This is a genomic window from Deltaproteobacteria bacterium, from assembly GCA_016178705.1.
In the GTDB taxonomy this organism is placed as follows: Bacteria; Desulfobacterota; Binatia; order HRBIN30; family JACQVA1; genus JACOST01.
On record JACOST010000009.1, the window covers coordinates 179,738 to 193,857 of the forward strand.

Genomic DNA, 14,120 nt, shown 5'->3' on the forward strand with positions numbered 1-14,120 from the left:
TCAGGGTGTTCCTTTCACTTGGTCGTAAATCGCGCTCATGTCGGCGACGTGCCGGGCGAGGCTGAAGCGCTCGCGCGCCCAGGCTTGCGCTCGCTCACCAATGCGCCGGCGCAAGTCCGGGTCTGCGAGCAAAACCACCAGACGTTGCGCGAGAGCTTCGACGTCGCCTGGCGGTGTGAGGAATCCGGTCTGGCCGTCCTCGATCAGCTCGGGGACCCCGCCCGCGGCCGCGGCCACTACGGGTTTGCCAAGCAACATGCCTTCGAGAATCACCCGGCCAAAAGGCTCGGGACGGACCGAAGCGTGGACGACCACATCGAGCGCGTTCATCACATCAGCCACGTCAGTGCGAAATCCGGTGAAACGAACGACATCGTCGAGGCCTCGCTCGTTCACTCGCTGACGCAGCGCGCGCTCATAGTCCACGCCAGCACGATGCGCACCGCCCACGATGAGACAGCGCGCTGCCGGAATCTGCCCGTGGACATGCGCCATCGCCTCGACCACGACCGCTTGTCCTTTCCACTCCTGAACATTGCCGACGATCCCGACGCACGGCGCCGTGTCGGCCAGACCTAGCTCGGCCCGCACGGCGGCCGCATCACGCGTCGGCTGGAAACCGGATTCATCGATGGCATCGTAGACGACCTGCGTGTGGCGCCCGATCACTCCCTGCTCGACGCAATGGGCTTGGACCGCCCGCGTCATGCAAACCAGCGCATCGACGTGCCGTGCGGCGCGCCGTTCGCGCTGGCTGTACTTCTCGAAGCCCTTGACGTGACAAACGATCGGCGTGTGTGTCAGCCGCGCGGCGATCACGCCGTCGAAATTGGCGCGCAGTCCGTTGCCGAGGTGAACAACGTCGGGCCGCTCCCGTCGAATCACGCGTGCCAGCGCAACCGCCGTCGGGCCTTCTTCCACTGCGAAGCGCAAACTTTGCCGTCCCCAGCGCAGCGCCCGCGCGACCGCGCCGACCTGCTTCGCGCGCTGATAGCCCTCGACACGCAACAGCGCGTGCTCTTTAGGCAGCCGCCGCCGCGACACATGATGAATCTTCACGCCACACGCCGCGAGGTCGGGTTCGATCGTCTTCGGCTCGTACAACACCATGCTGCTCGCAACTCGCTCGCGATCCAGTCCACGGATCAAGTGGTACAAGCCCGTCAGGGATCCGCCGGTAACGCCGCCGCTCGAGGCTTCGATGAACATCACACGCATCACCGCTGCGCTCGTAGCGGGCGCGTCGCGTCGCCCGACTCAGCCAACTCGGTCACCATGCGCACCGCCTGTTCGCGCCGGAGGTCCGGACCGATCGCAAATTCAAAACAGCGCGCGTTCGCCGTTAGTGTGGCAAGCGACTCTTCGCGTCGAGCCATCAGCCCGCGGCGCGCGAGCGGTTCCAGCGCGGCGGCAAACGCCCAGTAGCGGCGAACATCCTTCACCAGTTGATCGCTGGCGCTGATGCGCTGGTGCGCTTCGTCTCCGCTGATGGCGCGCACCACTGTCGCCGAGGCGCGGTACGGCAGCACCACGACAGCCGCCTCACCCTCGTCGGCGAGTCCGCTCATACAGTGGAAACCGTCGCGGGCAAAGACGAAGCCCTCACGCACCGGCTCGATACCGTGCATTGCATCGCCCAACCACGCTCGGCTGGCGGCATCGAGGAGCAGCGGCTCGCGTACCGGGCGAATCGTCGTGCCGCGATGCAGGACGAACGTTTCCGACAGCAACGACCCGCCACTCGCCGCCAACGCCAGCGCGAGAGTAGATTTCCCGACGCCACTCGCCCCCGCGAGCAGGATGGCGCCTGCATCGCTGACGGCCCCCGCGGCATGGATCGGATGAAATCCGTGCAGCGTCTCGTACCACCAGAACGCGGGGTAGTAGACGAGATAGTAGAGCAACGTCGTGAAGCGTTTCGCGCGCTGCGCGTCCGCTTGCCGTCCCGTCAACCAGCGCTTCGCGCGGTCGCGCAGTGGATCGCGGCTGAGATAGAAATAATAGTCGCCGTGAACTCGTAAGCACGCACCGTCCCATTGCACTCGCAAGTGCAAATCGCGGAAGTCGTCGATTCGGAACCAATCGACACGACCGGACCCGACGTAGAGATCGCGATCAACCCGATCCATCCCTGCGAGCGCCGGATCGCCGGCGTGGCGATCAGCCGGCGGCGCACTCTCATGCCAGGCCAGCGTTGCCTCGATCACCGGCGCACCGCGCATCGGAGTCAGACGCAACGGCTGTAAGTGGCGTTCGGCGTAGGTCATCAGCGGCGCACACTCGCTACGCAGCACGCCGCCGGCGCCGGCCAAGCTGAACGTCAATTCCGCCATCAGCGCGCGCGGCCTCCCGGCAGGACGGCTTGGCCGATGGCGCCTCGCGGCTTGCGCGCCAGTACATCCGTCAACAAGCGGCGATAGAGTGCGAGGTCGTCGAAGCGAATCACCAAGAGGTCGCGGAGCGACTTCCCCGACTCCTGCAAGAACACACGCCCCAGGATGAGAGTGGCCAGCGTGTACGAGAGCGCCGTCGACAGCCCCGCCCCCGAGATACCCATGCGCGGGATGAGCCACAGATTGAGCAGCACATTGCAGCCGACCGCGACGCCTGAGGCAACGATGTTGATCTCTTGCCGATTCTGACTGGTGAAGCTGCGCGACAACATGAAGAACAACGACATCATGATCACACCCGGCACGACGAACAGCAGCGGCGGCCCGGCCGGGGCGTAGTCGTGCCCGTACCAACTCACCACCAACCACGGGCCGATCAGCATGAGCACGACCCCCAGCAGCACGGTCATGAAGGTCACGTGGCGGCACGAACTCGCGGTGAGGTCTTCGAGCACTTGCTTCGTCGATCCGGCCTGCTTGGGATAGACGACCAGGCCCAGTGATTCGGGCACGAACAAGATCACCTCGGCAAGCCGCGATGCGATCGAGTAGAACGCGACGTCGGTCGGGTTGAGCAACATCGCGACCAGATAGAGATCGGCGCGGAAGTGCATATGCGTCGCTACCGTCTGCAAATGCGACTTGACGCCAAAGCTGAGCAACTCCTTGGCGAGTTTGCCGTTCCAGCGGAAGTGCATGCCACAGATGCGTGCGACCGTGGCGATCAACCACAGGTCGAGCGCGGCAGTAATCCCAACTGACACCACGATCGCCGATACCAACCCGCCGTGCCACACGACCAGGGCGAGAAAGATTCCGATCAACCCACCCGCTCCGGCGAGCAACCGGCGTCGGTTGAAGATGCCGAAGTGGTCGACCGCCTGCAGCACGCCGAAGAAGTAACTCTCGATCAGGAGCAGTGGAATCAGCGGCAGCGCCAGCAGAAAGTACAGCGGGTTGGCGCCGCCCATCAATAACGAGGCGGCTTGGAATTTGTAGACGTAGACCACCCCGATCACGGGAATGCTGATCGCGATCGCCAGTATCAGCAGATGCCCCGCCACCGCGCCGGGATCCGCGTGGTCGCGGCGGATGGCGTACACGCTGCCCTGCGCCATCCCCAATTTCACCAGCGAGCTGATCGTGTGCGGCAAGACCGAGATCAGCGAGAAGATGCCGCGGTCGTGCGGGCCGAGCCAGCGCGCGGTGATGATCCCGGTGCCCAGCCCCATCGCAAACGAACTGAGGCCAGCCGTGAGCGTGTAGAGCGCGTTTTTCCCGACAGCGCGAGCCATGACTAGGCGGCCTTCTCGCAGAGCACGAGCCAGGTGGATGGATTCGCACTGGGTACCAATTCGACCGCGTCGATCAACGCACGCGCCACGCCGGCCAAATGAAAGCGCCGCAACTGATTGAGCGATCGTTGAACGCGTGCGTGGCGAATCAGCCCTTCGACGCGTTCCACTCGAAACCCCGCGGCGTGCAACTCGGCCTCGAGTTGCGGCCGATCGTACAGCTCGTCGTACACCGGGTAGCGATCGAGTCCACGCGCCTCACGGTGTGGCAACGCCACCGCGCGGTTCTGCGCGTCGAGCACCAGTGCACCGCCCGGCCGCAGCGCGCGGTGAATTTCCGCGTAGAGGCGCTGTCGGTCGGCGAGATGAAAGCGGCGAATGAATCGCACCGTGAACACCAAATCCGCGCCCCCATCGCGCACGGGTAAGTGAAAGGCATCCGTGCGCACGAAGCGCCAGCCCGCCCTGGCATCGATGCGAGCACGCGCCGCCGCCAACATACCCTCGCTGAATTCCAAGCCGACGCCCAACCCGGGCACCGGCACTTCCGCCGTCAAGCGCGCTGGACCCGGCGCAATTTCGAGCACGCACCGCGGGGCGCGCTCGGCAACCAACTGACGGAGAAAGCGCACCTGCGCTTGATGCAGCGCGCCGTTGAGCGGTTGCGCGGTACGCCGTTCGATGTAGCGCGCCACGACCTCGCGATCGCGGTAGTACCCTTTGATCTCGTCCGGTTGCTGGAGCGCCATCAGTCCACTACGGCAAACGCGCGCCGCAACCCTTCAGCCAGATCTACACGCGGCCGCCAGCCGAGTTCGCGCTCGGCCCGACCGCAGTCATAGTAAGCGCTCCACGTGGTGCGGCGCAGTTGGTGTCGGGTCAGCGGTGCGCTGCGCCCGATCAGGCGAAACACCAGTTCCGCTGCGCGCGCCATTGGCATCAAAGGCGCTGCCGGAATGTACACCGCGCGCCAATGTTCCCCGGCTGCTTGGCGATAGCGTTCCGTATACTCGACCTGCGGAACGTTCGCGTCGACTACCGTGTACGCGCGGCCGGAAGCACCCTCGGCGCGGGCGGCCGACAGCAACGCGTCGGCAACGTTCTCTACGTAACTCATCGGCAACAAGTAGCGAGGGCTTCCCAGGATGAACCGCAGGGGACCGAGCGGAATCGCTCGCCGCGCCAGCGGTGGCCGCCTGCCCGGCCCATATAACAATCCCGGGCGAACCAATGTGACAGCGGCCCCGCCGCACGCGGCTTGCATCACGAGGCGATCCGCAATCAGCTTTGAGCGCGAATAGAAGCCGCGCTCACCGGCGCCCGCTTCGTACGGGCTGTCTTCGGTGATCGTGACGCCGTTCGCGGGCACTGCGTACACACTCAACGAGCTGACGTGGACGACCCGTTTGACGCCGGTAGCGGTGGCCGCGTGCAGCAGCCGCGCCGTGCCACTCACATTGGCGGCATCAAATTCTGCCCAGGTGCCGCTCGTGGAAACGCGGGCGGCGGCATGGATCACCCAGTCGACACCCGCGACCGCGCCGCGCAGCGCGGCGTCATCGTCGAGGTTGCCCAGATCAACCTCGACGCGCTCCGCTTCAGCTGGCACTGTGGCTGCAGAATTACGCACCAGCGCCCGTACTCCCACACCTTCCGCCAGCAAACGCGCTACGACGTGGCGGCCGAGGAATCCGGCGGCGCCGGTGACCAACGCCTTCACGTGCCGACCGCCCGCACCGGCTCGACCGTTGGCGATCCGCTCAGAATCCGCTCACACAACGCGACGACGTCGCGCGCTTCCTCGGCACTCACTGGCGGCGGCAGGCCGAGCGCAAGGCAGCGGTAGAACTCGCGCAGGTGTGCGCCGATGCCGGGATAGAACCGCTGCCGGCCGCGCAAGAAATCCACGCCATTGAGCGCCGTGTCACGCACGAGCTGCCACGCCACGTCGAGATTCGGTAGCACCTTGCCGACCAGCTTCGACACCTGATGCTCGCGGTAGACGACCAACGTCATGTGATTGAGATTGACCTCCGCGGTGGCGGTGGTACCGAACAGACGTACCCAGTTACTTGCCGGTCGCGTTCGCATCGACAGCGTGACCGTGCCCCAGCCCGATACGCCTTGCGCGATTACGCGCGCTTCCGTCACCTGCCCGGCAGCGTTGCGCGTACTCATGACTTCGACCGCGTCGAGCGCACCGAGGAAGTGGCGCAGGAAATACACCGGATGCGGCGCGACGTCGTGCATCGGTCCACCGGGCAGAGTCGACTTCCATCCCAGCGTCGCGGCATCGCCTTCGCCCACCGCGCCCTGAAAGATCTCGACACCCGTCAGTTCGCCGATTCCGCCCCCGTCGAGCAGCGCCCGCGCCCGCCGCATCACGGGATCGAACCACCGGTTGTGATCGGCAGTCACGTAGCGGCCGTGCCGACGCGCCGCAGCCACCAGCGCATCCGCGTCGGCGGCCGACAGCGCCATTGGCTTTTCGATCAACACGTGCGCGCCCGCTGCCAGCGCGGTCATCGCCAGCGCGGCGTGGGTCGGCGGCGGCGTCAGGATGTGGACCACCTGCGGCGTCGCGCAACGCAACATTTCGTCCAGCGTGGCGTAGGCCGGCACCGCGGCGCGTCCACTCATGGCCGTGCGCGCCGCGGGATCGCCATCGCACACGGCGACCAGTTCCGCCTCGGGCACTTCGGCAAGATACTGCTGGTGCACCTGGGCGATGCGGCCGCACCCGACGAGCGCGACCGAGAGACGCGATAGAGAACTCATCCGACTGTTAGGAAGAGACGGGGACGACCAGGCGGGAACTACTGCGCGGTGGCGCGCCGCAAACCCGTGCGGCGCAGCCATTTCACATTGTGATAGCGCTCGTCTTCGTAGTCGCCGACACCGCCGCCGGCGATGGCCGCCCGCACCTCCCGAATTGCATCATCGACGGTATGCTGCGGGACGAATCCGAGTTGTTCACGGATACGATCGAAACTGACCCGGTAGCTACGCCGATCGCCGTTGCCGTTGGCATACTCCACCACGGTGTCGGGCAGATACTGGACTACCTTCTCGGCCACCTCACCGATGGTGAAGTTCTGCGACTCGTGACCGACGTTGAAGATTCCACCTTGTGCGGCATCGGACGGCGCCGACACTGCCGCCGCAAACGCGGCAGCCGCATCGCGCACGTGCAGATGCGGGCGCCACTGATCGACGCCGAGAATGCGCACGCGGTGATCGACCGCCGCCCGCGCGGTAATCGTGTTGACCATCAGATCGAAGCGCATCCGCGTCGACAGGCCGCACACGGTGGCCAGACGCAGGATGATGACTTCCATCGGACCGCGTTCGTGCAACAACACCTCTTCCGACATAATGCGGGTGCGCGCGTACAAGGACACCGGATTGAGGTGCGAATCCTCCACGAGCAACTCCGTGCCGTTCGCTCCGTAGACGCTGCAGGATGAGGCGAACACCAAGCGCTGCACCTCGGCCTCACGGGCCGCATCGAGCAAACAGCGTGTGGACTCGAAGTTGATCATCATGGTCTCGCGTGGATCAACCTCGCAGGCCGGATCGCCCACGACTGCCGCTAAGGCAACGACAGCGCGGACACCCTTCACCGCATGCGCTACGTCGCGAATGTTGCAGATGTCGCCGAACCGAACATCGAGCCGGGGATCCTCGCGCATATCGGCGATGCCATGATCACCGTACAGAAAATTATCCAGAATGCGGACGCGGAAGCCGTCGGCCAGCAGCGTGCGAGTCAGGTGGGAACCGACGTAGCCAGCCCCACCGGTCACCAAGACGATATCGTTGGACATAGTACTGCTCTCCCCTTGAATGCGTAGACTTGTGAATGCGTATGCTAGCGACGGGCAGCGCTGCGTTGCGGTGCATAGCCCGGGCGTTCGACGGTGAAGACGTCGGTGTTGAGCAAATCCGTCAGCGACGGCACCACGCGGTAGTCCACCCCTTTGCGCTCACACATCCCCATCACTTCTTGCGCCTCACCATCCTGCAGATCGGAGAGGCACACGAACACTGCCTTGACATCGTTCGCCGACAGGGCGAGTGGCAACTCGGCGCGGCCGCCGAGCACACGAATGCCGTGAATCAGCGAGCCCCATCGGTCGGCCGATTCGTCGATGAACCCGATGGGCCGGTATGGCGACAGCGGATCTTCGAGCAGCATGCGGCTGATCTGTTCGCCACCGCTGCCGGCACCAACGATCAGCGCCGGCTGCTTGCGGGGCTGCTGCTGGCGCACGTCGCGCCGCACCCATCCGCGCAGCCCGTAGCGCAGGCTGCCCAATAGGAACAACACCAGCGCCCAATCGATCGCGAACACCGAGCGCGGAAATTTCTGCAGCCCGACGAAGAACGTGATGCCGGCGGTCACGACCGCGCTCAATGACACGGCCTTGAACATCGCCACCACGTCCCACAAGCCGAAATAAGCCGGGATCCCCTGATACGCGCCGTAGTACATGAGTGCGATCGGGCGCGCGAGCAGCACAATCAACATCGGTGGTAGCGCGAAGCGCGGATCGTCCGGCCAATCGCCTTCGTAGCGGATCAACACGGCAACCCAGAACGACAGCGCGGAGAGCAGCAAGTCCGCTCCGATCAGCGCGATGCGCCGGCGCCGGCGCCACAGGTACTTGGTCTTAATCGCGCCGCGCAACGTCACCCACAGGCCGTGCACGAGCAGCTTGAGATCGCCACTGAGCGTCGCAGTCTTCACATACTCCATGTCGCGCCCGAGCTTCTCCGACAGAATGTGATCGATGTAGTAGCGCTCGGTGTCCTTGAGGCCTTCGGGGTAGCTCTCCAACTCATCGCGGCCGAGAATCTGGCTCGGCCCAACGATCCCCGGCCGCACCGACAGCGCGACGCGCTGCGCCGGCGTGTAGAACTGCACGAAGTGTGGGTCCTCCGGGCGCGGCCCGATCAGACTCATCTCGCCGATCGCGACGTTGATGAGCTGCGGCAGCTCGTCGATCTTGAACCAGCGCAGAATCTGCCCGACCCGGGTCACGCGCGGGTCGCGCTTGGTGGTCAGGCGCGAGCCCATCCGATACGCGCCATCCACCATCGTGCGGAACTTGAAGATCGCGAAGAGCTGGCCGTTCAATCCCACACGACGTTGGCGAAAGAACACGGGGCCCGTCGAATCGAGCTTGATCATCACCGCCACCAGCAGCAGCAGCGGCAACAGGAAGATCAAGCCGAGCACGGCCAGCCCGCAGTCGAAGAAGCGCTTCATGCTCGTGACCCACTTCCTTGCACCAGTCGACGAATCGCCCCGGCCACCCGCTCCGCGTCGCGCACAGACAGATCCGGATAGAGCGGAAGCGACAGCGTGCTCTCGGCGGCCGCCGTCGCGACCGGAAAGTCCGCGGGCTCCACGCCGAGGGCCCGACGAAAGTACGAGTGCAAATGGATGGGAATGAAGTGTTGGCTGGTGCCGATGCCGAGTTGCTTGAGTTCTTCGATCAAACGGTCGCGCGAAATCCTCGCGCTCGGACGTACCCGCAACACGTAGAGATGCCACGCATGCTTCACATCGGGGTGGACCATCGGCGTGCGGACTTCGGGGACATCGCGCAGACACGCGGTGTACGCCGCCGCCAGCCGCTCGCGCGCCAGCCGAAACTGCTCCATTTTCGGCAGCTGCACGAGCCCGAGCGCGGCGTTGATATCGGTCATGTTGTACTTGAACCCGGGATACTCGACGTCGTAGCGCCACGAACCCTCGGCGGTGTAGCGCCGCCACGCATCCCGACTCATGCCGTGCAGCCGGCGCGGCCGCAGCCGATCCGCCAAGTCGTCGTCATCGGTGGTCAGCATGCCACCTTCACCGGTGGTGATGTTCTTCGTCGCATAGAAGCTGAACGCCGTGAGCGGACTGAGCGTGCCGATGGTTCGTCCATGAAACGCGGCGGGGAGCGCGTGCGCAGCGTCTTCGAGTACCAGGAGGCCGTGTTGCTTGGCGATGTCTGCAATCTGATCCATCTGCACCGGCTGACCGGCGAAATGAACTGGGACGATGGCTTTCGTGCGCGCGGTCACCTTGCGCCGCACCTCGTCGCAATCGATGTTGAGATCGTCGTCGCGGCAGTCGACCAACACTGGACGCGCGCCGGTATGAACGATGGTCGCCACCGTTGCCGTGAACGTGTAGGTCGTCGTGATGACCTCGTCGCCAGGGCCGATCCCGAGTGCATCGAGCCCGAGGTGCAGCGCGGCGGTGCAGGAACTGACGGCGATCGCATGGCGGGCACCAATCGCAGCCGCAAACGCTTCCTCGAATTGCCGCGTCTTGGGACCCATCGTGATCCAGCCCGAGCGCAGCGTATCGACCACGGCGGCGATTTCCTCTTCGCCAATCGGCGGTCGATGAAACGGAATGTCAGTCTCTGCCATGGCCTCTAGTCCTCACTCCATCACGGTGCCACCGGCGATCGGCAGATCGACCCCGGTGACATAGGCACCCGCCTCAGAGGCGAGAAAGGCGACAGCACCCGCCACGTCCTCCCCGCTCGCCAATCGTTTGAGCGGGGCTTGCTGCGCAATCATCTGCTTCATTCGATCGGGCACAAATGCCGTAAGCTCCGTCGGCACCATCCCAGGCGATACGGTGTTCACGCGAACGCCGAAGGCGCCATATTCAACCGCCAACGCGCGCGCCAACCCCCGCAAGGCCGCTTTGGCGGTAACGTAACTGCTCCATTGCGGCGGCGGCACGGCATGCGCCGCGGCGCTGCCGACAAAGATCACCGCGCCATGCCGGCGTTCGGCCATTCCCGGCAAACAGACGCGGCATGCGTTGACGGCGCCGCGCACGGCGACATCGAAGTGCTGCTGAAAATCATCCCACCCGACCTCGGCGAACTTGGCCGGTTGCAAGCGCGCACCCGCATTGTGTACCAACACGGCAATGGGACCGATTTCGTCGTGCAGATAGCGCGCTGCCGCACGCAGCGCCTCCTCATCCCGCACGTCCGCACGAATGGCGAGCGCGCGCCCACCTGCCTCTTCTATCTCGCGCACGACATTGGCCGCGGCCTCTTCGTGTTCAAGAAAGTTGACCCCTACGGTCAGTCCCTCCTGGCTCAGCCGCCGGGCAATCGCCGCACCAACTCCGCGGCTTGCGCCCGTCACCAGCGCCACACCGGTTCGCGGGTCACTCATGACAACACCATCACCTGTGCACGCCCGCGCACGACTTCTTCTCCAGCGTCATTGAGCGCCCAGGTGTCGAGATCGAGCATCTTCAAGCTGTCGGTCTTGCGCCGAACCCGGCCACGAAAGGTGATGCGCTCGCCGAGCCGAACCGGTTTCGCGAAGCGCACGTCTTGCGACAAGAACACGGCGCGCCGACCGGGGAGATACATGCCAACCAGCGTCGAAAAGTAGGAGGCCACAAGCATTCCGTGCGCGACACGTTCACCGAATTGGGTCGTCGCGGCATAGACCCCATCCATGTGCAACGGATTGAAGTCGCCGGTGAGCGTGGCGAAGGTCGCCACGACCGCAGCGTCGATGACGCGGCTGAAGGACGCCTCCTCACCGGCCTGAATGCTGCCATAGCTCCGGTCGGGCGCGCGTGCGGGCTCGTCAATCAACTCTGACCCCTCGTTCGCGTAGCAGCGTAGCGAAGTCGCTCACGCTGAGCACGTTGGTAATCTCGTCGGTGGTGAGCTGCACGCAGTAGGTCTCTTCGATCGCCGCAACCAATCGCATGTGATTGAGGGAATCCCACGGCGGCAGTACGAGCGGCCCCGTCTCCGGATTGACTTCACCAACATCGACCCCCAATATCTCCGCCACTAGCCCGCACAATTGATTCATCACCCCGCCGCTCCACCGTCCGCCGCCACCCCAACCCGCGCCCACGGCGGCGCGGCGACACGAAAGTCAGCCAGATCCGCCTGCCACACCTCGGCATCATCCACGCGTCCGGCCGACACGAATCCATGCCGAGCGTAGAACTCGCGGACCTGCTCATTCTTCGGCGTGGCGACATAGCGGCCGCGCAGTTGTGTCGCGCCCGCTTGCCGCGCGAGGTCGACGATGTAGGCCAATACGCCGGTCTCGATCGAGCGACCGAGCACACGGCAGCTGAGCAGAAACGTGTCGATGTCGCAGAAGGTGCCCTCGAAGCGCAGCACCGCGAGGCCAACGACTCCGCTGTCGCCCAGGCGATCGCGCACGCGCACACCCACAACGCGATGGCTGCGCTGGTCGATCATGGCGTCGAACTCCGCCTCACTGTAGCGGCGGTTCGTCAGATTGAACTGATTGGTCTTGTGCACGAGTTGGAACAGCCGCGTCCGGACCGCACCCTCAGCGGGCACGGCCGCGATCTCCATGGCGAGGCCCATCAGGTAGCTCTCAAGCGAGCCGGCTTCGTGACGCACCTGCTCACGCGCGCGGCGCTCGTGATACATGCGGCTCCGCGCGCGATCCTCCGCCGTAACCTGCAACGTATCGAACGCCGTCAGCTGCAGCAGCGTGCCGCGATAGAGGGCGGGGTCGCGCGGGAGATCGACGACCAGAACTTCGGGTAGACGCTCGCGCACATTCTGACGCTCGAACGGATCGTCGTCAGCGAACACCAAGCTGTCGAGTCCAATGTTCAAATCAGCGGCCACGGCGCGCAGGTTTTGCACCTTATCGAGCCAGTTCACGCGCACGGTGGCGAAATGCTCGGGCCGGAGCACCATGCCGGGGTGCTCGCGCACGACCGCCAGGGCCTCGGCTTCGTCGTTGCGGCTGCACAGCGCCAGCAACACTCCACGTTGATGCAACGCAAGAATCGCCTGCTGAAATTCACGGAAGCCTTCACCGGCGGCATCACCGCCCAGACGGAGGCGCGCGACGCCGTCTTCACCGAGGATGCCGCCCCACAGCGTATTGTCGAGATCGAGCACCAAGCACTTGCGCGCCGGCCCGACAGTGGCACGCAGATAGCGGACAATCTCGCTGCCGAGGCGCGGCAAGAAACCGGTCGCGAATGGCTGATCCGCGAGGAGACGCATCCGCTGATCGAAGGCACGTTCGCGACCGAACGTCGCGGTCAGGCCTGCCACGTCCATCACGTACACGCGTTCATGCGCATGCGCCCAATCTGCCAGCCCATGATTGAGCTCTTCCACGGCCCGCGCGACGCCAGTCAATTCTTGCCAATCGAGGACGCCGAGCGGCGACGCCTCGAACGGGGCCACGTTGCTCACCACGAGAGTGGCCCGGGTTCGCTCGCGGAGCGCGGCCAGCAGCTCCGCCAACTCAGCTAGTCCGCTCGCGACAACCAGGCGCCGCGTCGCACTGTCTTGCCAGGGCTCCGCCACAACACCCGGCGCAATCGCCGACAACGACAACATGATCACGATCACGTCGGGCCGAAATTGATGCAACCCACTCGCCGGGTCGAGGATCTGCTTCGCCTGCTCATTGTACGGCGCCACGTAGAGCTCGATGGGGCAACCTTGCACGTGCGCCTGAACGACCACGCAGGTCGCCACTGGTTCGACCGTGAAATTGCTCAGCACGGCCACCCGGCGAGCATCGCGCGGCAGCGGTTCGCCCTGAGCACGCAGCTGCGCCAGCGCGCGACAATGGTTGGCGTAGGTCGGCTCGCGCCGCACGGCATCGAAGATGGCCGCGAGATCCACGACGACTCCGTTGTTCACCTGTGTCGCCTCTGCCCCGCGCATCACGCCTGTCCTACGGTCGCGCCGGCCTCGTCGCGAACCGACTGGAGCGGCAAAACGAACACCGCTTGTTGCTTGCCATTCTCGCTGACGCGCTCGCCGATCCGCCGGAAGCCGAGCACGCGGTGAATCCACATCGAGGGCTGGTTATCGATTTCGGGCGTCGAGAAGATCTCCGCCACTCCGCGCGCTTGCAGTTCGTGAATCATCTCCTTGATCAGCGGGAAGATCAGCCCGCTGCCGCGGAACGCGGGCGCGACCGCTTGTGATCGCCAGGTGAACCGTCGCGCCGGCGACTCGGCCGGGGCAGCGGTATTCGTGCGCCGCCACACAGCGACCGCACGCTTGAGCAACAATTCACGCAAGCGCGGCTGGGTTGCGAGCACGCGCGCGATCCCCACCAGCACCACCACTGGATGCCGGCGGGCGATGTCCCGCACGAACCCTTCGCCAATTGCGCCGTTGACGGCGGCTACGACCCGACCATCGACTTCCGCCACCAGCGAAACGCAGCGAGGCGAACGGGCGTAGCTGCGATACACCGCGCGCAGCACCTTTGACCCCATCGCGGTAAGCAACGCATCGGGGTAACACGCTTGGTGCAAGGCAACGACTTGCTCCACATCCCCCTCCGACATCGGCCGCAGCGTATAGGCGGGCTGTACCACCCGCCCGTCGTCGACATCTTCTCGCACTCGAGCCAGTGTCAC

14 protein-coding genes are annotated in these 14,120 nt (G+C 65.0%); all 14 read right to left on the reverse strand.

The features are described from left to right. From HYR72_05030 to HYR72_05095, 14 genes are read right to left on the reverse strand one after another with little or no spacing between them, the layout of a single operon-like run. Positions 1-1,221, reverse strand: coding sequence for a glycosyltransferase family 4 protein (locus tag HYR72_05030; GenBank protein MBI1814318.1), 1,221 nt, complete (start codon positions 1,219-1,221; stop codon positions 1-3). Beyond that, positions 1,218-2,333, reverse strand: a complete 1,116-nt coding sequence (locus tag HYR72_05035) for a hypothetical protein (GenBank protein MBI1814319.1) — start codon at positions 2,331-2,333, stop codon at positions 1,218-1,220. The genes HYR72_05030 and HYR72_05035 overlap by 4 nt, the downstream gene beginning before the upstream one ends. Then, complete coding sequence (locus HYR72_05040) at positions 2,333-3,688, reverse strand: oligosaccharide flippase family protein (GenBank protein MBI1814320.1); 1,356 nt, start codon at positions 3,686-3,688, stop codon at positions 2,333-2,335. Before HYR72_05040 ends, HYR72_05035 begins: the two co-directional genes overlap by 1 nt. A gap of 2 nt (positions 3,689-3,690) precedes the next feature. Then, complete coding sequence (locus HYR72_05045) at positions 3,691-4,437, reverse strand: class I SAM-dependent methyltransferase (GenBank protein ID MBI1814321.1); 747 nt, start codon at positions 4,435-4,437, stop codon at positions 3,691-3,693. Beyond that, positions 4,437-5,408 carry an NAD-dependent epimerase/dehydratase family protein gene (locus tag HYR72_05050; GenBank protein MBI1814322.1) on the reverse strand — a complete coding sequence of 324 codons (972 nt, stop codon included), beginning with the start codon at positions 5,406-5,408 and terminating at the stop codon, positions 4,437-4,439. Before HYR72_05050 ends, HYR72_05045 begins: the two co-directional genes overlap by 1 nt. Next, positions 5,405-6,466: a Gfo/Idh/MocA family oxidoreductase gene (locus tag HYR72_05055; protein ID MBI1814323.1), complete on the reverse strand. Its 1,062-nt coding sequence runs from the start codon at positions 6,464-6,466 to the stop codon at positions 5,405-5,407. The genes HYR72_05050 and HYR72_05055 overlap by 4 nt, the downstream gene beginning before the upstream one ends. A 38-nt stretch (positions 6,467-6,504) precedes the next feature. Continuing rightward, positions 6,505-7,515: an SDR family oxidoreductase gene (locus HYR72_05060; protein MBI1814324.1), complete on the reverse strand. Its 1,011-nt coding sequence runs from the start codon at positions 7,513-7,515 to the stop codon at positions 6,505-6,507. Positions 7,516-7,559: 44 nt separating this feature from the next. Then, the gene (locus HYR72_05065) at positions 7,560-8,960 is read right to left on the reverse strand and encodes a sugar transferase (protein MBI1814325.1); all 1,401 of its coding nucleotides are present in this window, start codon (positions 8,958-8,960) and stop codon (positions 7,560-7,562) included. Beyond that, positions 8,957-10,120 carry a DegT/DnrJ/EryC1/StrS aminotransferase family protein gene (locus HYR72_05070; GenBank protein MBI1814326.1) on the reverse strand — a complete coding sequence of 388 codons (1,164 nt, stop codon included), beginning with the start codon at positions 10,118-10,120 and terminating at the stop codon, positions 8,957-8,959. The genes HYR72_05065 and HYR72_05070 overlap by 4 nt, the downstream gene beginning before the upstream one ends. A 12-nt stretch (positions 10,121-10,132) precedes the next feature. Continuing rightward, positions 10,133-10,888 carry an SDR family oxidoreductase gene (locus tag HYR72_05075; protein ID MBI1814327.1) on the reverse strand — a complete coding sequence of 252 codons (756 nt, stop codon included), beginning with the start codon at positions 10,886-10,888 and terminating at the stop codon, positions 10,133-10,135. After that, a complete protein-coding gene (locus tag HYR72_05080; GenBank protein MBI1814328.1) occupies positions 10,885-11,322 on the reverse strand; it encodes a MaoC family dehydratase in 438 nt (145 codons plus the stop codon). Before HYR72_05080 ends, HYR72_05075 begins: the two co-directional genes overlap by 4 nt. Beyond that, positions 11,315-11,548: an acyl carrier protein gene (locus HYR72_05085; protein ID MBI1814329.1), complete on the reverse strand. Its 234-nt coding sequence runs from the start codon at positions 11,546-11,548 to the stop codon at positions 11,315-11,317. Before HYR72_05085 ends, HYR72_05080 begins: the two co-directional genes overlap by 8 nt. Further along, on the reverse strand, positions 11,548-13,413 hold the full coding sequence (locus HYR72_05090) for an HAD-IIIC family phosphatase (GenBank protein ID MBI1814330.1): 1,866 nt from the start codon (positions 13,411-13,413) through the stop codon (positions 11,548-11,550). The genes HYR72_05085 and HYR72_05090 overlap by 1 nt, the downstream gene beginning before the upstream one ends. Further along, positions 13,413-14,120: a GNAT family N-acetyltransferase gene (locus tag HYR72_05095; protein ID MBI1814331.1), complete on the reverse strand. Its 708-nt coding sequence runs from the start codon at positions 14,118-14,120 to the stop codon at positions 13,413-13,415. Before HYR72_05095 ends, HYR72_05090 begins: the two co-directional genes overlap by 1 nt.

Excerpts from the sequence above, each read along its gene's own strand:
- HYR72_05035 (MBI1814319.1), bottom strand. The coding sequence starts at position 2,333 with ATGGCGGAATTGACGTTCAGCTTGGCCGGCGCCGGCGGCGTGCTGCGT.
- HYR72_05040 (MBI1814320.1), bottom strand. The coding sequence starts at position 3,688 with ATGGCTCGCGCTGTCGGGAAAAACGCGCTCTACACGCTCACGGCTGGC.
- HYR72_05045 (MBI1814321.1), bottom strand. The coding sequence starts at position 4,437 with ATGGCGCTCCAGCAACCGGACGAGATCAAAGGGTACTACCGCGATCGC.
- HYR72_05055 (MBI1814323.1), bottom strand. The coding sequence starts at position 6,466 with ATGAGTTCTCTATCGCGTCTCTCGGTCGCGCTCGTCGGGTGCGGCCGC.
- HYR72_05060 (MBI1814324.1), bottom strand. The coding sequence starts at position 7,515 with ATGTCCAACGATATCGTCTTGGTGACCGGTGGGGCTGGCTACGTCGGT.
- HYR72_05065 (MBI1814325.1), bottom strand. The coding sequence starts at position 8,960 with ATGAAGCGCTTCTTCGACTGCGGGCTGGCCGTGCTCGGCTTGATCTTC.
- HYR72_05070 (MBI1814326.1), bottom strand. The coding sequence starts at position 10,120 with ATGGCAGAGACTGACATTCCGTTTCATCGACCGCCGATTGGCGAAGAG.
- HYR72_05075 (MBI1814327.1), bottom strand. The coding sequence starts at position 10,888 with ATGAGTGACCCGCGAACCGGTGTGGCGCTGGTGACGGGCGCAAGCCGC.
- HYR72_05085 (MBI1814329.1), bottom strand. The coding sequence starts at position 11,548 with ATGAATCAATTGTGCGGGCTAGTGGCGGAGATATTGGGGGTCGATGTT.
- HYR72_05090 (MBI1814330.1), bottom strand. The coding sequence starts at position 13,413 with ATGCGCGGGGCAGAGGCGACACAGGTGAACAACGGAGTCGTCGTGGAT.